This window comes from Photorhabdus khanii NC19 (assembly GCF_000517265.1).
Classification (GTDB): Bacteria; Pseudomonadota; Gammaproteobacteria; order Enterobacterales; family Enterobacteriaceae; genus Photorhabdus; species Photorhabdus khanii.
The window spans coordinates 78670-104868 of record NZ_AYSJ01000013.1; the positions used below are offsets into that span (position 1 = coordinate 78670).

At 41.2% G+C, this 26199-nt stretch carries 23 protein-coding genes and 1 pseudogene; 14 read left to right on the forward strand and 10 right to left on the reverse strand.

Features of this window, described 5'->3' with window-relative positions:
* The first annotated feature begins 123 nt into the window (after positions 1-123).
* Entirely contained in the window at positions 124-1056 is a 933-nt protein-coding gene (gene rluB, locus PTE_RS12430) for a 23S rRNA pseudouridine(2605) synthase RluB (RefSeq protein ID WP_036846961.1), read from the forward strand.
* A gap of 47 nt (positions 1057-1103) precedes the next feature.
* Here rluB and cobO read toward each other — a convergent pair whose 3' ends face one another.
* The gene (gene cobO / locus PTE_RS12435; RefSeq protein WP_036846963.1) at positions 1104-1700 is read right to left on the reverse strand and encodes a cob(I)yrinic acid a,c-diamide adenosyltransferase; all 597 of its coding nucleotides are present in this window, start codon (positions 1698-1700) and stop codon (positions 1104-1106) included.
* Positions 1700-2464 carry a YciK family oxidoreductase gene (locus tag PTE_RS12440; protein ID WP_036846965.1) on the reverse strand — a complete coding sequence of 255 codons (765 nt, stop codon included), beginning with the start codon at positions 2462-2464 and terminating at the stop codon, positions 1700-1702. Before PTE_RS12440 ends, cobO begins: the two co-directional genes overlap by 1 nt.
* 323 nt (positions 2465-2787) lie before the next feature.
* On the opposite strand from PTE_RS12440, the gene sohB reads away from it, so the two are divergent.
* Both sohB and PTE_RS12450 read left to right on the forward strand, forming a co-directional pair.
* Positions 2788-3834 (forward strand): protease SohB, encoded by a 1047-nt coding sequence (gene sohB, locus PTE_RS12445; protein WP_036848267.1) that lies wholly within the window; start codon positions 2788-2790, stop codon positions 3832-3834.
* A gap of 428 nt (positions 3835-4262) precedes the next feature.
* Positions 4263-5096 carry an alpha/beta fold hydrolase gene (locus PTE_RS12450; RefSeq protein ID WP_036846968.1) on the forward strand — a complete coding sequence of 278 codons (834 nt, stop codon included), beginning with the start codon at positions 4263-4265 and terminating at the stop codon, positions 5094-5096.
* 112 nt (positions 5097-5208) lie between these two features.
* Here the strand turns inward: PTE_RS12450 and PTE_RS23750 are convergent.
* A pseudogene (locus tag PTE_RS23750) lies at positions 5209-5367 on the reverse strand (DUF2498 family protein); the annotation flags it as partial.
* Between the two features lie 298 nt (positions 5368-5665).
* On the opposite strand from PTE_RS23750, the gene topA reads away from it, so the two are divergent.
* Complete coding sequence (gene topA, locus PTE_RS12460; protein ID WP_036846973.1) at positions 5666-8266, forward strand: type I DNA topoisomerase; 2601 nt, start codon at positions 5666-5668, stop codon at positions 8264-8266.
* Positions 8267-8570: 304 nt separating this feature from the next.
* On the forward strand, positions 8571-9545 hold the full coding sequence (gene cysB / locus PTE_RS12465; protein ID WP_021325452.1) for an HTH-type transcriptional regulator CysB: 975 nt from the start codon (positions 8571-8573) through the stop codon (positions 9543-9545).
* Positions 9546-9595: 50 nt separating this feature from the next.
* Here the strand turns inward: cysB and PTE_RS12470 are convergent, their stop codons facing one another.
* Positions 9596-10423, reverse strand: coding sequence for a hypothetical protein (locus PTE_RS12470; protein ID WP_036846976.1), 828 nt, complete (start codon positions 10421-10423; stop codon positions 9596-9598).
* Between the two features lie 252 nt (positions 10424-10675).
* Between PTE_RS12470 and acnA the strand changes: the two genes are divergently transcribed.
* A complete protein-coding gene (acnA, locus tag PTE_RS12475) occupies positions 10676-13351 on the forward strand; it encodes an aconitate hydratase AcnA (protein WP_036846978.1) in 2676 nt (891 codons plus the stop codon).
* 65 nt (positions 13352-13416) lie between these two features.
* Here acnA and ribA read toward each other — a convergent pair whose 3' ends face one another.
* A complete protein-coding gene (ribA, locus tag PTE_RS12480; protein WP_036848270.1) occupies positions 13417-14013 on the reverse strand; it encodes a GTP cyclohydrolase II in 597 nt (198 codons plus the stop codon).
* A 533-nt stretch (positions 14014-14546) separates the two neighbouring features.
* On the opposite strand from ribA, the gene PTE_RS12485 reads away from it, so the two are divergent.
* The 8 genes from PTE_RS12485 to PTE_RS12515 all read left to right on the forward strand — a co-directional run bounded on the left by PTE_RS12485 (position 14547) and on the right by PTE_RS12515 (position 19222).
* On the forward strand, positions 14547-14765 hold the full coding sequence (locus tag PTE_RS12485) for a phosphatase PAP2 family protein (RefSeq protein WP_131601499.1): 219 nt from the start codon (positions 14547-14549) through the stop codon (positions 14763-14765).
* Positions 14766-14785: 20 nt separating this feature from the next.
* Complete coding sequence (locus PTE_RS27280) at positions 14786-14905, forward strand: hypothetical protein (RefSeq protein WP_422615333.1); 120 nt, start codon at positions 14786-14788, stop codon at positions 14903-14905.
* A 169-nt stretch (positions 14906-15074) separates the two neighbouring features.
* Entirely contained in the window at positions 15075-15386 is a 312-nt protein-coding gene (locus tag PTE_RS12490) for a LapA family protein (protein ID WP_036846982.1), read from the forward strand.
* 6 nt (positions 15387-15392) lie between these two features.
* A complete protein-coding gene (gene lapB, locus PTE_RS12495; RefSeq protein WP_036846984.1) occupies positions 15393-16562 on the forward strand; it encodes a lipopolysaccharide assembly protein LapB in 1170 nt (389 codons plus the stop codon).
* 44 nt (positions 16563-16606) lie between these two features.
* Positions 16607-17353 (forward strand): orotidine-5'-phosphate decarboxylase, encoded by a 747-nt coding sequence (gene pyrF / locus PTE_RS12500; protein WP_036846986.1) that lies wholly within the window; start codon positions 16607-16609, stop codon positions 17351-17353.
* A complete protein-coding gene (yciH, locus tag PTE_RS12505; protein WP_036846988.1) occupies positions 17343-17669 on the forward strand; it encodes a stress response translation initiation inhibitor YciH in 327 nt (108 codons plus the stop codon). Before pyrF ends, yciH begins: the two co-directional genes overlap by 11 nt.
* A gap of 431 nt (positions 17670-18100) precedes the next feature.
* Complete coding sequence (locus PTE_RS12510) at positions 18101-18706, forward strand: TetR/AcrR family transcriptional regulator (protein ID WP_036846991.1); 606 nt, start codon at positions 18101-18103, stop codon at positions 18704-18706.
* A 36-nt stretch (positions 18707-18742) separates the two neighbouring features.
* Complete coding sequence (locus PTE_RS12515; RefSeq protein ID WP_036846994.1) at positions 18743-19222, forward strand: nuclear transport factor 2 family protein; 480 nt, start codon at positions 18743-18745, stop codon at positions 19220-19222.
* 81 nt (positions 19223-19303) lie between these two features.
* On the opposite strand, the gene PTE_RS12520 is transcribed toward PTE_RS12515, so the two are convergent.
* The 5 genes from PTE_RS12520 to PTE_RS12540 form a co-directional block, all read right to left on the reverse strand.
* Positions 19304-19726, reverse strand: coding sequence for a type II toxin-antitoxin system VapC family toxin (locus tag PTE_RS12520; protein WP_036846997.1), 423 nt, complete (start codon positions 19724-19726; stop codon positions 19304-19306).
* Positions 19723-19950 (reverse strand): type II toxin-antitoxin system VapB family antitoxin, encoded by a 228-nt coding sequence (gene vapB / locus PTE_RS12525; protein WP_036847000.1) that lies wholly within the window; start codon positions 19948-19950, stop codon positions 19723-19725. Before vapB ends, PTE_RS12520 begins: the two co-directional genes overlap by 4 nt.
* A 164-nt stretch (positions 19951-20114) precedes the next feature.
* Positions 20115-20429: a CcdB family protein gene (locus PTE_RS12530; RefSeq protein WP_021325441.1), complete on the reverse strand. Its 315-nt coding sequence runs from the start codon at positions 20427-20429 to the stop codon at positions 20115-20117.
* A gap of 2 nt (positions 20430-20431) precedes the next feature.
* Positions 20432-20668: a type II toxin-antitoxin system CcdA family antitoxin gene (locus PTE_RS12535; RefSeq protein ID WP_036847002.1), complete on the reverse strand. Its 237-nt coding sequence runs from the start codon at positions 20666-20668 to the stop codon at positions 20432-20434.
* A gap of 222 nt (positions 20669-20890) precedes the next feature.
* The gene (locus tag PTE_RS12540; RefSeq protein WP_081738220.1) at positions 20891-25888 is read right to left on the reverse strand and encodes a putative adhesin; all 4998 of its coding nucleotides are present in this window, start codon (positions 25886-25888) and stop codon (positions 20891-20893) included.
* Positions 25889-26199 lie beyond the last annotated feature (311 nt).

Here is a 26199-nt window from a genome sequence, read left to right on the forward strand (position 1 = left end):
GTTTTCTAACACTTTATGTTAAAAAATTTATTAAAATCAGTTTGTTATGTTTTTTTTCTAATGTGACATATTGATTGATATATATAACACGACGCCTGTGAAGGCGACAGCAGAGGTTGCTCAATGAGCGGTAAGACACAAAAATCTGAAAAGTTACAGAAAATTCTCGCGCGTTCCGGTCACGGTTCTCGCCGCGAAGTAGAAGGTTATATTCAACAAGGGCGCGTCAGTGTTGACGGCAAGATTTCCACTTTAGGTGATCGCATTGAAGTTCAGCCCTCCACAAAAATCCGCCTTGATGGTCGGATATTAAATATCAAAGAACCACAAAAAGAAGTTTGCCGTGTTCTGGCTTATTACAAACCAGAAGGTGAACTTTGCACCCGCCATGATCCAGAAGGGCGGCCAACCGTTTTTGATCGTCTGCCTAAGCTATTGGGCTCCCGCTGGATAGCGGTTGGACGTCTGGATGTGAATACCTGTGGTTTGTTGCTGTTTACCACAGATGGTGAGCTGGCGAACCGTTTGATGCATCCAAGCCGGGAAGTTGAGCGCGAATATGCTGTTCGGGTTTTTGGTGAAGTTGATGATGCCAAACTGAAACAGCTGACTAAAGGGATTCAACTGGAAGATGGTCCGGCATCATTCTGTACTGTCGCGTTCAAAGGCGGTGAGGGGATGAACCAATGGTATAACGTCACGCTGACAGAAGGACGCAACCGTGAAGTTCGTCGTCTTTGGGAAGCTGTGGGTGTACAAGTGAGCCGTCTTATTCGTGTGCGTTATGGTGATATTGGCTTGCCAAAAGGTTTACCACGCGGCGGTTGGACAGAACTTGGCTTGGAGCAGACTAACTATTTGCGCCAATTAGTGGGTTTGAATGCAGAGATGGTTTCCAAAGTGGCGGTTGAACGTGATCAACGCCGTCTTAAAGCTAACCAAATCCGCCGTGCAGTTAAACGCCATACTCAGGGAACATCACGTCCATCGGCAGGAAAGCGCCCGGGGAGCTCCCGCCAGAATGCGGGGCGTCCAACTGCCCCAAAAGGCCGCTAATTTCTATTTCCAGGCTCTGTGGGCCTCGTGTAATCACGGGGCCTTTTTTACCAGTCGATTCCTTTTTGTGCTTTAATGCCGGCATCAAAAGCATGTTTTACCGGGCGCATCTCTGTGACGGTATCGGCCATTTCCAATAATTCACGGTGGCAACCGCGGCCGGTAATAATAACGGATTGGTGTTCTGGCCGGTGTTTCAGGGCAGTAATCACATCTTCAAGAGGAAGATAGCCGTAACTCACCATATAAGTTAGTTCATCCAGTACCACTAGATCCAAATCAGGATCGGCCAGCATCTCCAACGCGTGGCGCCATACCTGATGGCAGGCTACGGTGTCGGTTTCCCGGCTTTGGGTTTCCCAGGTAAAACCTGTCGCCATAACATGGAAATTCACACCATGCTGTTCCAGCAGGTTTTTCTCGCCATTCGCCCATTTACCTTTTATAAATTGGATAACACCGGCACGTAACCCATGACCTACCGCACGGGTCACTGTGCCAAAAGCCGCCGTGGTTTTGCCTTTTCCATTGCCGGTAAAAACGATGAAAATTCCCCGTTCTAGCTGTGCAGATTCAATACGGGAATCGACTTTTTCTTTCAGGCGTTGTTGCCTTTTTTGGTGCTGGTTGTCATTGATTGTCATTATTCGGCTGGTCCTGCTTTGCGTCCGGGTTGCGCATCAAAACTGATGCCTGTTTTACGCAGACTGTCGCTGCCCATGAGATAAAGATACAGCGGCATAATATCCGCTGGTGTTTTCAGTTTAGCAGAATTTTCGTTAGGGAATGCGTTGGCTCGCATATTTGTGCGTGTGCCTCCAGGGTTGATGCAATTAACGCGCAGAGAACGGTGTTTATATTCTTCCGCTAAAACTTGCATCATACCTTCAGTTGCAAATTTAGAGGCGGAATAAGCTCCCCAACCACTGCGACCTTCACGGCCAACGCTTGAACTGGTAAAGATTAATGATCCGTGAGGTGATTTCAATAATAACGGAAGCAATGCCTGAGTTAACATAAAGGTTGCATTGACGTTGACTTGCATAACATCGTGCCATAACTGAACCGGCTGTTCTGCCATTGGTGCGACGGCACCCAGTAATCCGGCGTTATGTAATACACCATCCAGACGTGGATAGTGTTTCGTTAAATCGTCAGCAAATGTTTTACACTCTTCGGCTGTTGTGGTGAGTAGATCCATGGTGTAAATAGCTACAGGGGTGCCACCTGCTTGTTCTATCTCTTTTTTGACAGCTTCCAGTTTGTGTGTGGTTCTGCCAAGTAAGATCATTTGTGCTCCATAACGGGCATAAGTCAAAGCCACTTCACGACCAATCCCATCTCCAGCGCCTGTAACCAGAATAATACGTTGTTGTAGGAGGTCATGTTTAGGTTGGTAATGTAACATTTGAAGATTTCCTGTTATTGATATACCCGTTATCTTTCAAGTTGCCTCTTTGTTGGCTGCACTCGCTCATCCCGGTCACATAGTTCGCTATGCTCCCGGGGATTCGCTCCCTTGCCGTCTCGATGCATCTTGAAATCTATAGGGTATAGAGCGATTTGTTGCCGCCGGAGGCAGTTCAGGCTATCAAAACAGAAATTGATATATTGAGTCAAATTTGTAAAAGCTGATTGCTTAAACAGTAAAGGGTGAAACATTGCAGGCGTTAATATCGGTTTTTAGTTAGAATGAAAAATATTAATTATCAGAAGACAAAGGTGGGTTTTGTGGAGTATTTATCTCTTTACGGGTTGTTTTTAGCCAAAGTGATAACGCTGGTGTTGGCCGTTATTGCCTTGGCTATATTTGGTATTGGTATGGGAATGCGAAAATCTTCGCTAAAAGGCGAGCTGAAACTGACAGACCTTGGCGAATCATACCGGGATAAACAGCGTCAAATGCAGCAGGCTCGAATGACCGAAGCCGAAAGAAAAATCTGGCGCAAAGAGTTTAATAAACAACAAAAGCTCGAATCCAAGCAGAAGAAGAGTAAGGCTAAGACAGGGCAGAAAGGATTACAGAAACCTTGTTTCTATGTGCTGGATTTTAAAGGCAGTATGGATGCACATGAAGTGGATTCATTACGTGAAGAGATTAGCGCGGTTCTGGCAGTGGCAGATGCAAAAGATGAAGTCTTGCTGCGTCTTGAAAGCCCCGGTGGAATGGTTCATGGTTACGGACTTGCCGCTTCCCAGCTTGCTCGTCTGCGCCAGAAAGGTGTCCGCCTGACGGTCGTCGTAGATAAAGTGGCTGCCAGTGGTGGTTATATGATGGCTTGTGTTGCTGATCGGATTGTTGCCGCGCCATTTGCCATTATTGGTTCTATTGGGGTGGTTGCTCAGATCCCAAATATTCATAAGTTATTGAAGAAAAATGATATTGATGTAGAACTGCATACGGCTGGTGAATATAAGCGCACATTGACTTTTTTAGGGGAAAATACAGAGCAGGGCCGGAAAAAATTCCAGGAAGATCTCAATCAGACTCACGAATTGTTCAAAGCGTTTATTCATACACATCGTCCATTGCTTGATGTGGAAAGTGTCGCTACAGGCGAATATTGGTATGGCACACAGGCGAAAGAAAAAGGGTTGATTGACGAAATTGGTGTCAGTGATGATCTGTTAATTACTCAAATAGATCACTGTGAAGTTATTGGTGTCAGTTATACACGTCGTAAACGCATGGTAGAGCGTTTCACTGGCAGTACAATGGAAGGCATTGATAAACTGTTATTACGCTGGTGGCAGAGAGGAGAAAAGCCTTTGCTTTGATTAAAATACCCCGGCTTTGAATGAATAAATCCTGGCGTACCCGAAACGGCGTTTTTTCTTAATGCCGTGGGGCGCTTTGGTATCGTGTCTGTTAACAGCCCGGTTGATACGCTGATTGAACCGGGCCACGCTCATTTCCCATTTATCGTCAAGATGTTATTCCCCTGAAAAACCAGATATTTTGTCCCTGTTAAAACATTACAGGTGTTACATAATTTGCTTTATATACCACTTCACCTATGTGATGAGAATCAGGATTTTCTACACTCATAATTGGTACTCTGGCTTCGCGTTTATGTGTTCTATCTGGCTGATTTCCAAACAAGTATAAGTCACTTTTACACCGAATCGTTGGTGCATTTAAACGCACTATACATATTCCCCAAAATGGCGACTTATTAATAATATTCCTAAGGAAATAAAGTATTATGGCTATTTCGCAATACGATATTCATACCCGTCATGCTGTCATCTCTGTTACTGATACTGGCGGTAATGGGTTACCTGTACTCTTTATACATGGTAATTCAAGCAGTAAAGACGTTTTTCGCCATCAAGTGAGATGTTTTGGCGACGAATACCGCATTTTGACTATTGATTTGCCAGGGCATGGCGCTTCATCAAACGCAGTGGATCCTCGCCGGACTTATTCTATATCTGGTTATGCTCTCTGCATTATCGAAGTACTGGAAAAATTAGGCATCAATAAAGTTGCTGTTTTCGGATGGTCACTGGGTGGTCATATCGGGTTGGAAATGATCTCGCGATTTCCGGGGATTGTTGGATTGATGATTTGTGGCACGCCTCCGGTGAGTCCAGGCGCAGAAAATGTCAGCCTTGGATTTAAGCCAAGCCGGTTCATGGCAATATCGGGTAAGGCTTCGCTGACTGAAGAGGAAATTACAGATTATACTTTGGCGCTGTATGGCAAAAACGCGCTTAGTGAACCATTTCTTAGAGCCGCAGTTGCACGGACTGATGGTTTAGCCCGGCAATATATGTCCGAAGCGTCTGTTTCACCCGATGTCATGGATCAACGATTGTTGGTTGAAACAAACCCAACTCCTCTAGCGATTGTTAATGGAGCAGAAGATTTATTTGTCAATATTGACTATATCAATGGAATAACCTACAAAAATCTCTGGACTGGTCGTGTTTATAATTTAGCCAATCTTGGGCATGGACCATTTTGGGAAGCGCCGGAGAGGTTTAATGTCATGATGGCGGGTTTTTTCTCCGATCTTCACCTGAAGATTAAATAATATTCAAAGTTTATAGTACATAGTGTTTTATATACCCGGCAGATATAGTTTTAGATGATTTTTATATATCTGCCTATTCGTTTCGTTGCTCTATAAATTTTTGTTATTCATTTTCATCCAGAGAAAATTCACCACGGAATACCAGCATATCCCCTTTTTGTGCTACATCGTCTAGGTACATACCCTGAATAAAATCCTCGTGTTGGCGGATAATACGGTTGGCTTTTTCCAATAATTGTTCACGTTTAATCGATGTCGTTCCCTTTCGCATTTCTCTGCCCCTATCAAAAATAATTTGTTGCGCATCATTTTTTATCAGGTAGAGTGTGAACTTTTCGTCATGCAGATGGAAGATTTTGTTTACGATTCGTTTCATTCATTTGCATAGCTCATGGGCGGTATCTAAAATACCTTAAATAATTCAACAGGTTTCGCGTTCAGGTGGATCATCTGAATAAAAATAAGTTGATATATTGAGAATCTATCGCAATATAAAAAGAGGTTTTAAATACCGTGATATGGACGCTGTGAATTCCGTCATCTGAAAAGATAATTAGGTAAAGATAACTATGGGTAAAGCTCTTGTAATAGTGGAGTCCCCGGCAAAGGCCAAAACAATCAATAAATATTTGGGGAGTGACTACGTGGTGAAATCCAGCGTGGGTCATATCCGTGATTTGCCGACCAGCGGCTCAGCCAGCAAAAAGAGTTCGAGCTCATCTACCGATAAGTCTAAGAAGAAGGTCAAAAAAGATGAGAAAGCCGCATTAGTCAGCCGTATGGGGGTTGACCCATACTGCGGTTGGGAAGCTGATTATCAGGTTTTGCCAGGCAAAGAGAAGGTCGTGGCAGAGCTGAAATCACTGGCTGAAAAAGCAGATCATGTTTATCTCGCAACGGATCTTGACCGTGAAGGAGAAGCCATTGCATGGCACTTGCGGGAGGTGATTGGTGGTGATAGTGATCGTTTTAGCCGGGTTGTTTTTAATGAGATTACTAAAAACGCCATCAAACAGGCATTTGATAATCCAGGTGAATTGAATATTGACCGGATAAACGCTCAACAAGCCCGTCGTTTTATGGATCGGGTTGTGGGGTATATGGTTTCTCCGTTATTGTGGAAAAAGGTTGCCAGAGGGCTTTCTGCCGGTCGTGTGCAATCTGTAGCGGTCCGCCTTGTTGTAGAAAGAGAGCGCGAAATTAAAGCGTTTGTACCGGTGGAATATTGGCAGTTACACGCTGATTTACTGGCGACAGGTGAAATTTCACTGCATATGGAGGTGACTCATAAGCAGGGTAAGCCGTTTAAGCCGGTTAATAGTGAACAAACTCAGGCCGCCATATCGTTACTGGAAAAAGCCCGTTACAAAGTTATTGATCGTGAAGATCGCCCAACATCCAGTAAACCGGGTGCGCCATTTATCACCTCCACATTACAACAGGCTGCCAGCACGCGTTTAAGCTTTGGTGTTAAAAAGACCATGATGATGGCCCAGCGTTTGTATGAGGCTGGGTATATTACCTACATGCGTACTGACTCAACCAACCTGAGTCAGGATGCGCTGGACATGGTTCGTGGTTATATCGGTGATAATTTTGGTGATAAATACCTGCCGAAAACAGCGAATACTTACAGCAGTAAAGAGAATTCACAGGAAGCGCACGAAGCTATTCGTCCTTCCAACGTTGATGTCATGTCTGAACAGCTGAAAGATATGGATGCGGATGCGCAAAAACTGTATCAGCTTATCTGGCGTCAGTTTGTTGCTTGTCAAATGACACCGGCACAATACGATTCCACAACCCTGACGGTACAGGCGGGTGATTTTGAGTTGCGCGCCAAAGGCCGTACATTGCGTTTCGATGGCTGGACAAAAGTGATGCCTGCATTGCGCAAGGGCGATGAAGACCACACTTTGCCTGTTGTTGGTATTGGCACTGAACTTGACTTGCAACAACTGCTCCCAAGCCAGCACTTTACCAAACCGCCAGCACGTTACAGCGAGGCGTCTTTGGTTAGGGAACTGGAAAAACGCAGTATTGGTCGTCCGTCTACCTATGCTTCCATTATTTCCACGATTCAGGATCGTGGTTATGTTCGGGCGGAGAGCCGTCGTTTCTATTCAGAGAAAATGGGGGAAATTGTAACTGATCGGCTGGAAGAGAATTTCAACGAGCTGATGAGTTATGATTTTACCGCGCGAATGGAAGATCAGCTCGATCAGGTCGCAAGTAATAAAGCTGAATGGAAAGGGGTTTTAGATGAGTTTTTCACTGATTTCAGTGAACAGCTTGATGTCGCCAATAAAGACCCGGAAGATGGCGGAATGCGGCCTAACCCGATGGTGATTACCTCCATCGAGTGTCCGACATGCAATCGCCCTATGGGTATTCGCACGGCAACCACTGGCGTTTTCTTGGGTTGTTCCGGTTATGCGTTGTCACCTAAAGAGCGTTGCAAGCAGACGATTAACCTTATCCCTGAAAATGAAATTCTCAACATTTTGGAAGGGGATGATGCGGAAACAAACGCATTACGTGCTCGTCGTCGTTGTAGAAAATGCGGTACAGCGATGGACAGCTATCTTATCGATACCCAGCGTAAATTACATGTTTGTGGTAATAATCCGGCTTGTGATGGCTACGAAGTGGAAGAGGGCGAGTTTCGCATCAAGGGATATGATGGTCCTGTTATCGAGTGTGAGAAATGTGGCGCTGAAATGCACCTGAAAATGGGGCGTTTTGGTAAATACATGGGCTGTACCAATGAAACGTGTAAAAATACCCGCAAGATCCTGCGTAGTGGAGAAGTCGCTCCACCAAAAGAAGATCCGGTTCCGTTACCTGAACTTCCTTGTGAAAAGTCTGATGCATATTTTGTATTGCGTGATGGTGCCGCTGGTGTCTTTTTAGCAGCAAATACTTTTCCTAAATCGAGAGAAACCAGAGCTCCGTTGGTAGAAGAGTTGGTTCGTTTTAAAGACCGCTTGCCGGAAAAACTACGCTATCTGGCTGACGCGCCTGTGGCTGATGCTGAAGGTAATAAAACGGTTATCCGTTTTAGTCGTAAAACTAAACAGCAATATGCTGCTTCAGAGAAAAATGGCAAGGCAACGGGGTGGAGTGTGTTTTATGTTGATGGGAAATGGGTTGAGAAAGATAAACAGTAATAATTTTTAAGAGAATCAACACTCTCTTTTTCTCAAAAAAGAAGTCATTTTTTTCTATTAAGCCAACCTTATAGGTTGGCTTTTTTCATCTATCAACAGAATTTTAAAATATATGAATTAAAATGCAGCTATAACCTTCGTTATGGTTTTTCAATTATTCGTTATATAAATATATAATCGTGTTATAGTGGTTATATGAGAAAACATTATTATTTCTATTAGTTATAATAAATAGCAAACAGCAATATCAAGCCAGATTTTAAGTCATAATTGTTCACAGCGTTTATTTGGGGATGGTGCTTATATGAAATTGCAACAACTTCGTTATATCGTAGAGGTGGTAAATCACAACCTCAATGTTTCATCTACGGCGGAAGGATTGTATACATCTCAGCCAGGGATCAGTAAACAAGTCAGGATGCTTGAAGATGAATTAGGTATTCAGATTTTTTCCCGCAGTGGTAAACACCTGACGCATGTTACTCCCGCAGGTGAAGAGGTTGTTCGAATTTCTCGTGAAGTATTATCTAAAATTGATGCGATACGGTCAGTTGCCAGTGAACATACTTATCCGAATCGAGGTTCGCTATATATCGCCACTACCCATACACAGGCTCGTTATGCATTACCTCCTGTGATTAAAGGATTTATTGAACGTTATCCGCAGGTCTCTTTGCATATGCATCAGGGGTCGCCAACGCAAATTGCTGAAGCTGTGAGTAAAGGTAACGCTGATTTTGCTATTGCCACTGAAGCGCTGCATTTATACGAAGATCTGATAATGTTGCCTTGCTACCATTGGAACAGAACGTTAGTGGTGACACAGGATCATCCGCTGGCGGGTAAAGAGAATGTTTCAATTGAAGAATTGGCTGAATATCAACTGGTCACTTATACCTTTGGTTTTACCGGTCGTTCTGAATTAGATGTTGCATTCGATAAAGTGGGCTTAAAACCTAAAATTGTTTTTACTGCCACTGATGCCGATGTCATTAAAACTTATGTTCGGTTGGGTTTGGGGGTTGGGGTTATTGCCAGCATGGCGGTTGATCCGGTGCAGGATAAAGACCTTATTTGCATTGATATGCGAGATAAATTCAGCTACAGCACAACTAAGATAGGTTTTCGTCGTAGCAGTTTCTTGCGCAGCTATATGTATGATTTTATGTGGCGTTTCGCACCTCACCTGACGCGTGATGTTATTGATCAGGCGGTTGCTTTGCGTTCAAATGAAGATATCGAAATCATGTTCAAAGATATCAAATTGCCAATCATATAATACAATAATAAGGGAGATAATGGCTTCCATTATCTCCCGGATTTTACTTATCAGGTTGGATCAAATTCACCACTGAAGAAATCATCGGAATCTTCTATTGATATTTTTCTGTGTTTATTAATGAAATTATCAAAACTGGCCTTAAGATCAGGATGTTCGAGCGCTTCGTAGTCTAAGACCGATATCAAGGATGAGTATTCAAAATCAATATTAACATTCTCATTAGAAGCACAACTTGATAAAAAATTTGAATTATTACTATCGAAATTAATTCGATAGAGTTTTAGTTTCGGAATATATACTGTCTTTTCTCCGACAACCAAGGTATCTATGGCAATTGTCAGTGTCAGAGTAGAATAAAAACCTTTATTTTTCCGAATGCCTAAACGAATCGTTTCTCCTTGTTTGGTAAGAAAGTCAGCGAAGTTTGCCAGCATATCTGTATTTTCGAATACAACAACATTCATGATAAAATGAAGAAAACTTTTTGAGATGCTTAGACCAGTCAATGAGTCTGTATAGTTTTTGGATTCGACTTTGCTGGTACCCATTAAAGGGAGTTTGTTGACGACTTGAGTCCAGAATGCCATATCTGTTTTATATTTCTCTCCATGCTTTTCTGCATGTTTATTGACATAATTAGTTGCGATGGAGGAAAGTGCAATTAATGTTTGACTTAAACTATTGGTTTTTTCCTGAACATCTTTTTGATCGGATAATTGTGTTGCTATAATGAACTGAACTAAACCATCTTTTTCTTTATATGTGTTTGTATTTTCTATATTAAAATAAGCTCCATCGATGTGGAAGAACTTATTGGCTTCATTGATTTTCTCGATATGATCCTGGTGATTTATAACTGAGTCTTTTATATCCATAATTTTTTCCTTATTCTTTTAATTAATAATTAGAGTCCAATTTAATTGTTGGCGAACTAATTCTAGCTGATTGTCATTCAATTGTTTACCTGACTAAATCATCAAAATTTATTATAGAAATTCTGATGGATAATCTGAATTGACAAATTGTGTGGTAATAAAAAACAATTATTTGCTTATATGTTATGTTTAACTTGTGCCATTATCATAAGATGGCTCTGAGTGATGCCAACATAATAAGAAGGAGGAGTTATGTCGTTTGATTTGAAAAAGGTTTGTGTTTCAACACTTTCCGCTGCAAGTAAAGAATATGATTATTACAGCTTACCACGGGTTGCTAAACATTTAGGTGATATTTCCCGCTTGCCTAAGTCAATGAAAGTTCTTCTGGAAAATCTTCTGCGCAATATTGATGGTAACTCTGTTGTTGATGACGATTTAAAAGCGATTATTGATTGGCAAAATACTGGTCATGCAGATCGGGAAATTGCTTACCGTCCGGCTCGTGTATTAATGCAGGATTTCACGGGAGTTCCAGCTGTCGTTGATTTAGCGGCTATGAGGGATGCAGTTCAGCGTCTTGGTGGCGATGTTGAACAGGTTAATCCATTGTCACCTGTTGATTTGGTTATTGACCATTCTGTTATGGTGGATAAATTTGGCACGGAAAACGCTTTTGAACAAAATGTTCAATTAGAAATGGAACGTAACTATGAACGTTATCTGTTTCTGCGTTGGGGACAACAAGCATTTAACCGTTTTCGCGTCGTACCGCCAGGAACCGGGATTTGTCATCAGGTCAACCTGGAATATCTGGGCAAAACGGTTTGGCATGAAACGTATAACGGGCGAGAATTGGCTTACCCTGATACCTTGGTTGGTACGGATTCTCACACCACTATGATCAATGGCCTCGGTATTCTGGGATGGGGGGTTGGTGGTATTGAAGCGGAAGCAGCTATGTTAGGGCAGCCTGTTTCCATGCTTATCCCTGATGTGGTGGGTTTTAAACTCACCGGAAAGTTACGCGAAGGGATTACTGCGACAGATCTTGTGCTGACAGTGACACAGATGCTGCGTAAACAGGGTGTGGTTGGGAAATTTGTTGAGTTTTATGGTGATGGGTTAGCTGACTTGCCATTGGCAGACAGAGCAACCATTGCCAATATGTCACCGGAATATGGTGCAACGTGTGGTTTCTTCCCGGTGGATGATATTACACTGAGTTATATGCGGTTAACAGGGCGTACAGAACAGCAGATTGCTCTGGTTGAAACATATTGTAAGATCCAAGGGCTATGGCGAAATCCGGGTGATGAACCGGTATTTACCAACAGTCTGGTACTGGATATGTCTACGGTGGGAGCGAGCCTCGCCGGGCCGAAACGTCCACAGGACAGAGTTGCTTTAGAGCGAGTACCACAGGCATTTCAGTTAGCCATTGAGCTGGAGATGAATAAAGCGCAAGGAAAAGTCGCCTCAGCCTCCGTTAATCTGGATAACCAAACGTATGAGTTAGAAGATGGTGCGGTTGTCATTGCTGCGATTACTTCCTGTACCAATACATCTAACCCCAGTGTGATGATGGCTGCGGGTTTACTGGCGAAAAAAGCGGTTGAGAAAGGGCTTAAACGCCAGCCGTGGGTAAAAACCTCACTGGCACCTGGCTCAAAAGTGGTGACGGATTATCTTGAGATTGCTGGCTTTACGCCATATCTGGAGAAACTGGGTTTCAATCTGGTGGGCTACGGCTGTACAACTTGCATTGGTAACTCCGGGCCGTTGCCTGAATCTATTGAAATTGCGATTAAGCAAGCCGATCTTACCGTCGGTGCGGTCTTGTCTGGCAACCGGAACTTTGAAGGCCGGATCCATCCTCTGATAAAGACTAACTGGCTGGCATCACCACCATTAGTTGTGGCATATGCCTTATCCGGCAGCATGAAAAAGGATCTGACTAAAGATCCTATTGGTCAGGATCAGCAAGGCAATGATGTCTATTTGAAAGACATATGGCCAGACAGCAAAGAAATTGCTGAAGCGGTTGATAAAGTTAAGGTTGGCATGTTCCACAAGGAGTACGCCGAAGTATTTGATGGTGATGAGACATGGCAATCGCTGGATGTTGTCAGTTCTGCAACTTATGATTTCCAGCCTGACTCTACTTACATTCGCCACCCGCCATTCTTTAGTGAGATGACAGCGGAGCCGGAAGCGATAACGGATATTCATGGCGCGAATATACTGGCTATTCTTGGTGATTCTGTCACCACAGACCATATTTCCCCCGCGGGGAATATCAAAGCTGACAGTCCGGCAGGGCGTTATCTTCAGGAACATGGCGTTGACCCTAAGGATTTTAACTCTTATGGCTCAAGGCGTGGTAACCATGAAGTGATGATGCGCGGAACGTTCGCCAATATTCGTATTCGTAATGAGATGATTGCGGGTGTAGAAGGGGGATATACCCGCCATATTCCATCACAGACACAATTAGCGATTTATGATGCGGCCATGCGTTATCAGGAAGAAAAAACACCATTGGCTGTTATTGCCGGCAAAGAATATGGTTCTGGTTCGAGCCGCGATTGGGCAGCGAAAGGAACCCGGTTATTGGGGGTTCGGGTGGTGATTGCGGAATCATTTGAACGTATTCACCGTTCTAACCTGATTGGTATGGGCGTATTACCACTGGAATTTCCTCAGGGCGTAAACCGTAAAACGCTAAATCTGAAAGGTGATGAGACGATTGATATTGCCGGGATGAATAATCTCAAGCCTGGTCAGATAGTCCCGGTAAAAATGACTTATGTTGATGGGCGTAAGGTGGTCGTTGAGGCTCGGTGTCGTATTGATACCGGAACTGAACTGGATTACTTCCACCACGGCGGCATTTTGCATTATGTCATCCGCCATATGTTGAAATAATTTTTACACCACATAAAGATGGTGCCAGTATTGGCACCATCTTTGTCAGCTAAAATAAGTAAAAATTAAGGCTCCTCGGGTATTAAATGTCCCATTTTTCTGGCTTTGGTATCCAGATAATAAGCATTTTTAGCATTGCGGCCGGTAATTAACGGAACCCGCTCCACAATGTTAATACCTGCTTCGGTCATAATTTCCACTTTTTTAGGATTATTTGTCAGCAGACGAATAGCATGAACACCCAGCAATTTATACATGTCTGCACATAAGGTGAAATCACGTTCATCGGCGGCAAAACCTAACTGATGATTAGCTTCTACCGTATCCGCGCCCTTATCCTGTAATGCATAAGCGCGAATTTTGTTTAGCAGGCCAATATTACGGCCTTCTTGCCGGTGGTAAAGTAATATCCCCCGTCCTTCCTTAGCAATTTGAGCCAGAGCTGCTTCAAGTTGAAAGCCGCAGTCACAACGCAGGCTAAACAGGGCATCACCCGTCAGACATTCTGAATGGATCCTGGAGAGAACAGGTTCATTATCAGAAATAGTGCCATATACCAATGCGACATGATCTTGACCTGTAGCGATTTCTTCAAAGCCGATCATTAAAAAGTCGCCCCAGGGGGTAGGTAATTTAGCCTCAGCTATCTGTTTTAATTGCATCTTATTGTTCATATGTCGATTCAGACTCGTTATAAGAATGGATTGTAAAAAAATAATACCGGTCTGGGAAATCAGCTGAAACTGCACAAGAAATTTTCTCTGATTATAACGCACGTGCATTTTGCCATATTTACAACCAATTATCTGTGAAAAATCTTCAAATAATTGTATATAAGTAATAGGTATAACATCAATGTGTTAAACTATAGACAGATTTTTAAAGTGTATATAAGAATAATGTGGTAGCGGATATGAATCAATTTATCAGACCTATAGTTATAGCGACTATGATTTTATTGTTGCCGCCTGTTGTCGTGTTGATAGCAGGATGGCAATGGCAACCTATGGGAGAGCGCCAGTAGCTTGAAATACTGTATTGGATTACGGATACTTCTGGAGAGTCGTGGGCTTGTCTGACTTCTCTGTTTTTTATTTTTGGGTTGTTACTGTTACTTTGTACTTCCGTCAGGCAGGGGATAATATGGATCGCTGTTGTTATAGCGCTGCTTTTGACAGGGCAAGGTATAAAGGCTTTGATTAAAAATACCGTTAAGGAACATCGTCCCTATGTTGTTTGGCTAGAAAAAAATTATCGGGTGCCGACAGATGAGTTTTATCAATATCAGCGAAAACAGCGGGCCAAATTATTGGACCAGTATTTGAAAGCGGATGACCGTATTCCACCATGGCAACTTACTCACTGGAAAAGTGAAACGGGGTATGCCTTTCCTTATGGGCGGCGAGTGTTTTGATCAGCAGAATGGCATTAGGTATGCATTGGCCGCAGGATCTTATCGCATCAACGTTAATTAGCGCGGTGTTGGCGATGGTTATTTGTTGTCTCACAGAAAAGTGGCGGTTGATTAACTTCCACAAGGATTTATATAGGTAATTGCTTCTTATTTACACTTAGTTAGTGGGAAGATATCGCAAAAAAGCGGAAAGGCGCATTTATCATGATAAATTGCTTCCTTTGCCCAGACTGGAAATGCTAATTTAATGGGCCGTTATGTCTGTTATTTGGCATAATACCCAAGCAACAATAGATAACAGGAAAAAATGTGAAATATTTTCTGATTTTATTACTGGTGTTGGTGATCTTTGTCATCTCTGTGACTCTTGGATCAAATAACGATCAGATTGTTACTTTTAACTATCTGATTGCTAAAGGAAATTACTCTTTATCTACGCTTTTGGCTGTATTGTTCGCCAGCGGTTTCGTGTTAGGCTGGGTTATCTGTGGATTATTCTATCTTCGTACTCGTTTATCATTGGGAAGGGCTGAACGCAAGATTAAGCGACTAGAAGCACAACTGGGGCAACCTGCTGAACCTCCGGTTACTCATTCACCGCTTGTATTTAGCAAGGAATAAATTCCCATGTTAGAGCTGTTGTTTCTGTTGCTTCCTGTGGCCGCTGCTTATGGCTGGTATATGGGGCGCAGAAGTGCTCAACAGGATAAACAACAAAATTCTGATCGCTTGTCGCGGGAATATGTTGCTGGGGTTAATTTTCTCCTTTCGAACCAGCAAGATAAAGCGGTGGATCTGTTTCTTGAAATGCTTAAAGAGGATAGTTCCGCTTTTGAAGCGCACCTGACTTTGGGGAATCTGTTCCGTTCCAGGGGGGAAGTGGAACGGGCTATCCGTATTCACCAATCTCTCATGGAAAGTGCTTCTCTGACATTTGAGCAGCGTTTGCTGGCGACTCAACAATTAGGCCGCGATTACATGTCGGCGGGTTTATACGATCGCGCCGAAAATATGTTTGTTCAGTTGGTGAATGAAAAAGATTTTCGGCAAAATGCGTTTCAATCACTGCTTACGCTTTACCAGGCAACCAGTGATTGGAAAAAAGCCATTGATATCGCTGAAAAATTAGTTAAATCCGGCAAACACGATATACGGGAAAAAATTGCGCATTTTTATTGTGAACTGGCTTTGCAGGAAATGAGCGGTGATGATCTTGATGAAGCTATTGGCTATCTCAATAAAGCTGTCCAGGCAGATAAAAATTGCGCCCGGGTTTCTATCATGTTGGGACGTCTGTTTATGGTCCAACAGGAATACACCAAAGCGGCGGGTTCTTTGAAATCTGTTCTTGAGCAAGATAAAGAGTTGGTCAGTGAGGTGTTACCTATTCTCCAGGAGTGTTACCAGCATCTGAATCAGATTGATGAATGGGAAAATTTCCTCAAACGCTGTGTAGAAGAGAATAGTGGGGCAACTGCCGAACTTTTACTGGCTGATATTATCGAGCAGAAAGAAGGCCATGAAGTCGCGCAAATCTATATCAATCATCAATTAGAACGCCATCCGACGATGCGCCTGTTTTATCGCCTGATGGATTACCATTTGGCGGAAGCGGAAGAAGGCCGGGCGAAAGAAAGTATTATTTTGCTGCGGGACATGGTGGGTGAACAAATTCGTACTAAACCTAATTATCGCTGCCATAAATGCGGCTTTACTTCTCATTCACTTTATTGGCACTGCCCATCATGCCGCTCATGGGATTCGATTAAACCCATCCGTGGGTTGGATGGTCAGTGACAATATCACAGTAATATTTCTTTGTTGGTCAAAAAGGTTAAAAAATGACATCGCATACCTTAACATCATTCGGTAAACAGATTAGCTCGCCTGTAATTGTTGCTTTAGATTACGACAATCAGGATGCTGCCTTGGCTTTTGCTGACAAAATTGATCCACAGGATTGCCGCCTGAAAGTGGGTAAAGAGATGTTTACCCTTAATGGTCCTCAGTTTGTTAAGTTGTTGCACCAGCGTGGCTTTGAAGTATTCCTGGATTTGAAATTCCATGATATTCCCAATACTACAGCCAGAGCGGTAGCTGCTGCGGCTGAGATGGGGGTTTGGATGGTAAACGTTCATGCCAGTGGTGGCACCAGAATGATGGCGGCGGCGAAAGAAGCGTTGCTGCCTTATGGTAATGCTGCACCGTTGTTAATTGCCGTTACGGTATTAACCAGTATGGAACAATCGGATCTACAAGGTATCGGTATTGATATTACGCCAGCGCAACAGGCTGAAAGGTTGGCAAAACTCACGCAGGAGTGTGGGTTGGATGGTGTGGTTTGTTCTGCACATGAGGCTCAACAACTGAAAAACGCTTGTGGTCAGGATTTCCGGCTGGTAACGCCGGGGATCCGCCCGGCAGGCAGTGAAGCCGGTGATCAGCGTCGTATCATGACGCCGGAACAGGCGGTACTGGTTGGTGTTGATTATATGGTTATCGGGCGTCCGATTACCCGTGCAGCGGATCCGGCGGCAGCCTTGCGTCAGATTAATCAATCTATTGCAGGAGTTATTAATGCAAGATAATAATTCGCGTCTGGTCTATTCCACAGATGGGGGCCGTATTCAGGAAGAAACGGCTAAACCTCAGCGTCCGAAAGGGGATGGTATTGTTCGTATCCAGCGCCAAACCAGTGGTCGTAAAGGAAAAGGCGTTTGCGTTATTACCGGCATTGACGCTGATGACCAGACACTGGTCAAGTTGGCGGCTGAATTAAAGAAAAAATGTAGCTGCGGTGGTTCAGTAAAAGATGGCGAAATAGAAATTCAGGGCGATAAAAGGGATTTATTGAAGCAATTGCTTGAAGCCAAAGGTATGACAGTTAAATTGGCTGGTGGTTGACAGAAGGGCGGATATTCGCCCTTTATTTATATTATTTCTTAACGTCAGTTATCAATAATATCACTACTTAACAATGAAAATAAATAAATTATCATTCGGATTATTATGTATAAATATCCCCTATCTTCTGATTAAATAATAAAAGAATTAAAATTTAACATGTCAAAAATAATTTTTTCTTTCATTAAAGAAATATTGATATTATTTTATCATTTGCATAATAAGATGATTAAATATTACTAAACAACATATTATCTGTTTCATAAATTCTTTTACGTCATGATTTTGGTATCATAATGCACTGTAGCCTATTTCAGGCGGTTTTTTTGTAAAAATGAATATCTTTATGATAAATGTGATTATTATTAAAATTACTTTTTAAATCATAAAGATGGAAAGTTTATTCTGTTTTTTTAGTTAAGAGGTTGACTATGGAGAATGATCGTTCTACCATGAAGAACATGGAAAATGAGAAGGCGGCAAACATCAGGGAAAACATGTTGGATGCTGTAGATGAATTAATTTACACCAGGGGGATTGCAGCGACAGGTATCGATCTGATAACGCGCACGACCGGTTCTTCACGTAAAACAATTTATCGTTATTTCGGTACCAAAGATGGGTTGGTTGAAGAAGTTCTTCGCCGACGGGATGAACGATGGATGGGGTGGTTTACTTCATCAATAGCCGAATATAAGACGCCAGAAGAGAAATTGCTGAATATTTTTCTGGTATTACAAACATGGTTCGAAAGTGATGATTTCAGAGGATGTGCGTTTATCAATACATCCGGTGAACGGCTTGATCCTGTTGATCCGGTAAGAATTATTGCTAAGGAGCATAAAGAGAAAGTTTTTACTTACGTTCTTTCTATTTGTGAGGAAATATCGCCGGATTCATCGGTGGATTTAGCCAGGAAATTTTTGATTCTGATAGAAGGCGCTATTACCACTGCCCATATAATGAATGATAGAAATTATGCTTTGGAAGCAATGAATATCGCTAAAGCATTATTGAATAAATACAATGTGAGTTAATAGAAAATTTAATTATAATTAATTAGGAGACAAAATATGTCTGATACAAAAGAAATTCGCCAGCCAGTACCGCCATTTACCCGGGAAACGGCTATTCAAAAAATTCGCTTGGCCGAAGATGGATGGAACAGCCGTGACCCTGCAAAGGTTTCATTGGCTTATTCATTGGATACTCATTGGCGTAATCGCGCTGAATTCGTGCATAGTCGTAAAGAGGCTCAGGATTTTTTAGCCAGAAAATGGGAGAAAGAGCATGAATATCGTCTGATTAAAGAACTTTGGGCGTTTACTGATAATAGAATAGCGGTTCGTTATGCTTATGAATGGTGCGATGATTCGGGTAATTGGTTTCGCTCATATGGTAATGAGAACTGGGAATTTAACGAAGATGGCTTGATGTACAACCGCTATGCTTGTATTAATGATCTACCGATAAAAGAGTCTGAACGAAAATTTCATTGGCCTTTAGGCCGCCGCCCTGACGATCATCCTGGATTATCTGATTTAGAACTGTAATTTAATAGCAAATAGAAAATTGTAGATATGGCTGGTTTATAGGCGTCCCTAATAAGCCAGCCGTGATGCTTTTTACGTTATTTAGGGGCAGTTTACCCAATCTTCGATAATTAAGCCATCCACATGCTTAAACTCGCGGGTATTATTTGTCACTAGGATTGCTCCACACGCTAGTGCATGTCCTGCGATAGCTGTATCATTAGCGCCGATCGGTGTTCCTGCTGTGGTCAGCGTGTTTTTAATATTGGTTGTAGCATCTACGGCGGCTTTATCCCATGGCAGGATGGCATCAAGGCGTTGACAGAATGCTTCAACGAGTATGGTATGTTTCGGAGAGGCTTTTTTGCCAATAGCTCCAAATTTCATTTCCGCATAGGTAATTGCTGAGATAACAATTTCATGTCTGTACAAAACACATTGTTGTAATTTATGGAGAACATTCGCAGGCTGCTCTCTCATAATGAAAGAGCAGATATTGGTATCCAGCATATAAATATTTTTCATAATTTCACGCGACCTTCTTCGATAATATCAGGGCGTGATTCTAAAAAATCGTTATCAGCTTTTTCCTGTGACAGAAAAGAATCCCATGTGGGTTTTATTGGTTTCAGAATAATGGAGTCCCCGATACGGGAAATTTCTAATTCGGCGACACCATCAAAATCCATATCTTTTGGGAGTCTTATTGCCCGGTTATTACCGTTTTTAAATATCGCTACGGTACGCATGTGAACCTCCTTTTGTTTAATATATGTACACAATATAGGCCTGCACTTAGCATATGTCAACATATCTATTGTACTTCCAAGTCAGCAAGGTTTTCAGCTAACATCGTCACGCAAGGGAGTTGGTCGGATAAGCGCAGTCTGGCAACAGTCTGCGCTTATCCGACTTAAATACCATCAAAGAGGAAATCGAGTGCCGCCTTTACCTGATTACGGTATTGCGATGCATCGCAAAATTCAGCACCCAAAGCATGAACAGATATACTGGCTAGTTCATGAGTCATGACAGCATATTCTTTGTCGTCTATCAGCCTGATAAGGGGGATCATTCGAACAGGGCGACTGCTGTCAGGATATTTTTCAACTGGCAGCAGTGGGATCACAATTCGACGGTTTAACTGCCCGATAATGTCACTCGTGACGTCCAGCAACAGGGGATAAACAACGGTTTTCCCAGTATTACGGTAAACGGTGAATTGCATCGTTAAAATGTCCTGTATTCATCACTGAAACAACCATGTTCGTCATGGAAACGGTTTAACGCCCCCAGAGCTTCCTTATTATCTTCCTGCCATTTCAGTGCCTCGTGATGACGTAATTCGGCATCCAAGGCAGCGGTCAGTGTAGCACTAAAGTTAATACCTGCTTCACGTGCCCGGCTCAGTAAGCTTCGTTCTACAGTCAGTGTGACGCTCTGTGTGTTGCGTTGTCTTGCTGTCATGATTTATCTCCGGTATTGAGTATGCGTGTAGTGTACACGTATATATACACGAATTGTAGTTCTGAATTCGGCGGCGACATCCGCTAAGAGGCAGTTTCAAGGGTGAGAATTCGATGCCACTATCAAGAGTGTCATGAGTGTACTATTGTCTATCTGGTATAAATAAGGCGGGGAGGGGTTCCCCGCCTTAGTTTGGTATTTCAGATGATGTAAAGGTACGTTTTAATTATCTATAAATAAGAAAGGGGCGATACCGACGATTTTTTCTGTTGTGAGATTATGATGTAAATTTACCGTAATAACAGAATAAATAATTGCTCCGTCGAGGGTGAATGTCGCCTCCCGTCGCCGGCGTGAAAGGCTCACCGTTGGTTCCAACGTGGGTTCATAACCACCGCCAAGCCCAGTATCATGCACTGATTTCATGTTTATTCTGTTCAATTCTTCACGACAGGCAACAAAGGTAATTTCGTCATACTTTGCCATTGTCTTGTCTGATTTCATCAGGGCAAAAATATCGGACAGTTTTTTACGGTTTCCTGCTTCAGGGCTAACTACGAGTGCATCATATTTATTGATCGTCGTATCGTCTGCTCTGTTTTTCCATATTGCCGCTTTAACTTCTTCATCCGGCATTTTTTCATAATATTTGATACCATAATTTCTGGCCCTGCCATGATTTGATGTATTGGCTTCCACTCCGGTAGCAAGCTGATAATTTTCAACATCATTAGCAGTCATATTCTGAATATCATTTACGGTAAAAGTTTTATCACCTATTTTTACCTTAGCCAGACTTGCTGTATTCCCTGCTTCAATTGTTGCATAAGGTTGTACAGTAAAGCCGCTATTACCCAATGTAACATCAAAGGGAGAGTTCAATGGATTTTCTGGTGCTTCCAATAATGTCTTACCGTGCGGACCAAAAAATTGGAGCGTTTTCCCTGCGGGGACTTGCGTAGTTGCACTATCAGAGAAGAAATATCCGTGTGAACTTAACATCAATTTATTCGCAGGTTTATTAGGTACTGTCCATAATTGAAATGCACCACCAAGCTCAATTTTTTGCGGTTCAAATTGAGGATAATCTTTTTGTAAATGTCCAATTCTGGCTTGAGCTTTTGTCTTTCTCATATCGCCAGTTCCAATATCTGTTTCTGGTTTCTTATTGGCTTTCCTCCATTCTCTCACTCTGTTTCGGTAATCAGTTGCCGATTCATTGGGCATTTTTTCAGGTTTTCCATCACCCACGCCCATGACATTTCGGTGTGATTCATTGATGTTTATTTTGATGTTTGTCAGTGGAATTTGATTATCGCCCTTGCCAGAATAAGGTCGAATAATATACTCATTTTTGCCTTTAAATATGGCATATTCTGCTCTGAATCTATTTTCCGTTAACAAGGCTGAATTATTCTCCAGTAAATAATCAGAATTACTGAAATTAAATAACGTATTTTCATCGTTGACGTAATATTGTGTTCCCACAATACGTGATTCTTCCAGTGCAGAAAGACCACCACTGACTTTCTTATCAATTATTTTATTATCGATAGAAGTAAACCATGTTGGGTAACGATTATAATAGATATGTAACATCTCATGATATAAGGCAATAGCGGGTTCACGAGAGCGCCAAGGTTCCTCGGTAATTTTTTCTTCCATGCCAATCAGATGATTATCTGGATCAAAGGCGATACTGCTACCGGCACTGTTTCTGGCATAAAATTGCCCATCTTTTTCGCGTACAATGGCACTCATTGTCGGAGGCTGTATATTTAAACCCTGTTTTTCAAGTTCCTGAATAACGATATTTCCAGATGGTATTTGGTCTATTTCGTCTAGTGCATGGGTGACTTGATTAATAAATAGTTCATTGCCTGTTATTGTGATCCCGACAGGAGGAATATCAACACTCTTACTCTCTATCGATGTATATTGAGCCGTTCTTGAGATATTACCTGAGGTATATTTTGGTATCGGTGTGAACGGTATTTTCTCGATGGCAAGGGCAATTCTATTTATCTCTTCTTGGTTGGGTATTTGATTTTCAAAGGAAAATACTTCTTTTAGTAAATAAGGAAGTTCGGTTTTGATAGCATTAATTTTTTCAATCGAAATACTCGAATTGTTTTGTAATGGTAAGATAACTTCACGGATCCAAGCTTGCTGGATATCTGCTATCTCTGTGCTGAGTAGAGCTGTGTTATCTCCAAGTTTGAGAGATTTTTCGAAAAAATGGGTTAATGTGTCAGTAATATCTGATAGCTTATCGATATCATATATTTCACAATTTTTGAATGCGGTATTGATATGAATAAATGCATCTAATATCTTATCGTTTTTAATATTACTGCGTGCTGCTTCAAGTTCCTGATCTATTTTTTTACTTTGCTCCAGGATAAGAAATTTATTAGATACATCGGCATGAGTCATCCAATGCCCATTTTTATCTAATTTAACCGCAGGCCAGTAACTAAATTGTTCGGGGTAAGCCGGGTTAACGACACGCCAGGTGTGATTTGCTTCATCCCATTTGACTTGATAATTAGCACCAGATTCTTTTATATAGTAGCTCTGTTTAACGGCTGCTTCTGCATTAGCAGGGCGTATTGAATAAATCCCTTTATATATTCCTTCATTTGAATGAGGTACTATTCCGTCGAGTGGAAGATGACTGATTTTCCATTCATCTTTAAGTTTACCTAATCCTTTGGCACTTTTGCCAAAAATATCGGCGAAACTCTTCTCAAGCTTAATACTATTTCTCATGGCACCAACTGCGCTTATGACTCCACGGTAAGTTAAGGTCAGTGTTGATCTAATAGGTAAAGGTTCGATTAAATCAATTAATCCACCGAGTATAATACTGGAAGATTGGCGTAAGGTGATTATGCCATGCTCTGGTAATGTTCTGATGACAGCTTGAATTAACGCTCTCCCGGACAGACCTGCTTGTCTGAGGCGTAATGTCGTTTGTGTTACTTTTGCAGCCATTGATTCAGTCAGTGACATGCCTAAAGTGGCAACAACTAATAGTACATTTGCGGTATCAAAGATAATTGAACCAACATCTTCTCCCGTTAATTTATATTCGCTATCGGTTGTTGATTTATAGATAACATTATAGAAAGGAATAAGAATGGTTGCTGCTATATGCCAACCAGAGGTAATATCCAGCGCCTGTTTACTTTTTATTGCAATATCGTTTAAACCTTGCTGTATTATTGTTGTGGCAACAGAAAGTAAGTTCTCTTCTTTATAAAAATTAAATTTAGGTGAACCGGTGAAACTTATTCCTACATTCATTCCTGACGTTATACCATAATAATCATTCCAAAATGCGTCATAAGAGTATTTATATCTGTTTGTTTCTGACAAACCAATCAGAGTGTTAGAACGTTCATAGCCAATCGGAAAAAGCCTTTTCCCCGTATTGACCATCATATTTGGCATTAATATGCCGATGCCTATTTCCATTTTTAGCTCAATTAAAAATAAGGCATTGGGTTTAGACATGGCACGTAAGGTGGGATGACTATCAACCTGCTGTTGGGTATATTTTTTTGCTTTCACGCCCCCTTGTATGGTTGAAACAACCAACCAATTACCCTGATACATTTTTATCATGGCAACATTTCCCATACCCTTTTCGACTGAATAGAGAAAAGCTTCTTCTGGTGGGTTAATAATTTCTTCGACAGTTAATTTCGCAGCAGGAGATGAGAGTATTAACTTACTGAGTGAAATGGATTCATAATGACTGTATTGGTTTTTGTAAACATTAAATTGTTCATTGAAATTGTATTGTGAATCAAATTTATCTCTCTTTTTGAAATCGATAAAAGAAAAGTAGCCTGCTGGCTTGACATTGTTTTTATTGAAAGGGTTAAGTTTTCTCTTGTCATTTTCAAATAATTTTATTGTTTCTAATGTGGAGTAATTAACTGCCTGTTCCACATTAGCATTCTCTTTTCTCATTCGATAAATGATTGCTGCTGTTAAAATAATACAGCCTTCCATATCAATATGTTTTGATTCTTGAGTAAGAATATGATCTGTATCATATTGAATATTATGTTTCTTGAATAATAACTCAGCCTGATCTTGGGCGAAAATAACATCGCGATAATCACCATGACCTTTAATCATTTTTCCTACTTTAGGTGCAATTTGATAAAGTAGGGCACCTAACGAAGATAAAACTAATAAATGATATTTCGCTGCTTGTAGTGTTTGCAGTTCAAAAATATCTTCCTGGTTATATTCGGCACGATGTTGGTTTTTTAGTGCTATCTCTTCTTTGGCTAATTGGGCTAATAATATATCATCGCCAATGTTAATACTTTGATTTGTTTCCGTGTGAATAATGGGTATGCCTGGGTTAATATTAGTTGAGGTAATTAGCTTCGCTACCTTTTCAATTCCTTGTTTATACGATTTGAAAATATCTTCTTTGTCCTTAATTCGTTGGTTATAATCTGATTTTTCTTTATCGCTTAACTCTATATTGCCATCTGACATAAAAGTTAGCAGTGCATCTGAATAGACTTCATCATCGATATCGCCTGTAGAAAATGCCTCGCGATATATTTTCAGTAAAGGCTCTTCGGGATTGATACCTAATTCTTCCCATATATCTATTTTGACTTTATCTGTGGTGACTTCATCTTTATGCAGATTTTCTAGTTTGTTAATAATCTCCATCTTTGCCAGTAGAGTATTTATCGCTGCATCGCTATCTGTTTTCTTATAATCTTTGATAAAAATAAGGTTAAGGATATTATTTATTGTATGCAGTAAATCTGAGTATTTTATTTCTGAATATTTGTCAAAAACAATGCTCAACTTCTCTTTTAAAGAATTTTGGAATTCAGGTGAATAGTGACGATAAGAAAATAGATTTTCAACTATATATAGGCTCGTTGATTTAATATCGGATGTGATCCAAGTTGGGTAATTTTGATTACCTTTTAATAGAGAGATAAATACTTCATCGCTATTCTTATTACATTTATTATCTTTGCAATCTTCATGACTATTACGCGGGTATTCCCAATATTTTCCCTGGACTACAGCATGTTCTGTTTCTTCTTGATCAGGATAACGCTGATTCCAGGATGAAGATTCTGCTACTGGAGATAAAATGCTGTTATTTTCTCCTTTTGCATAGGGTGCATTACTATTGGTATTTTCAATATCATAATCGGAATGTGACATATAATCCTCCTAGTTGATTATATTTATAGATGAAAAATAAGAACTTCAATGTTGTCATATATTTTTTACAATTTTGTTTCACTGCATTTACCAAATTAATGGAAGGATGAATGGGGATAATCATCAGTGTTAACTGAATCATTACCGCATTGATCTGATTTATATTGGTTACTATTGATAATTAAATATTATCCATAACCTTAAAATCGCATTAATCAAGTTAGTCAATTATAATCAACATGAATTAATTTAAAATACTAATTAATGTAAGTGGAAATTATTAATTTGTTTAATTATATATAAGTATTTAT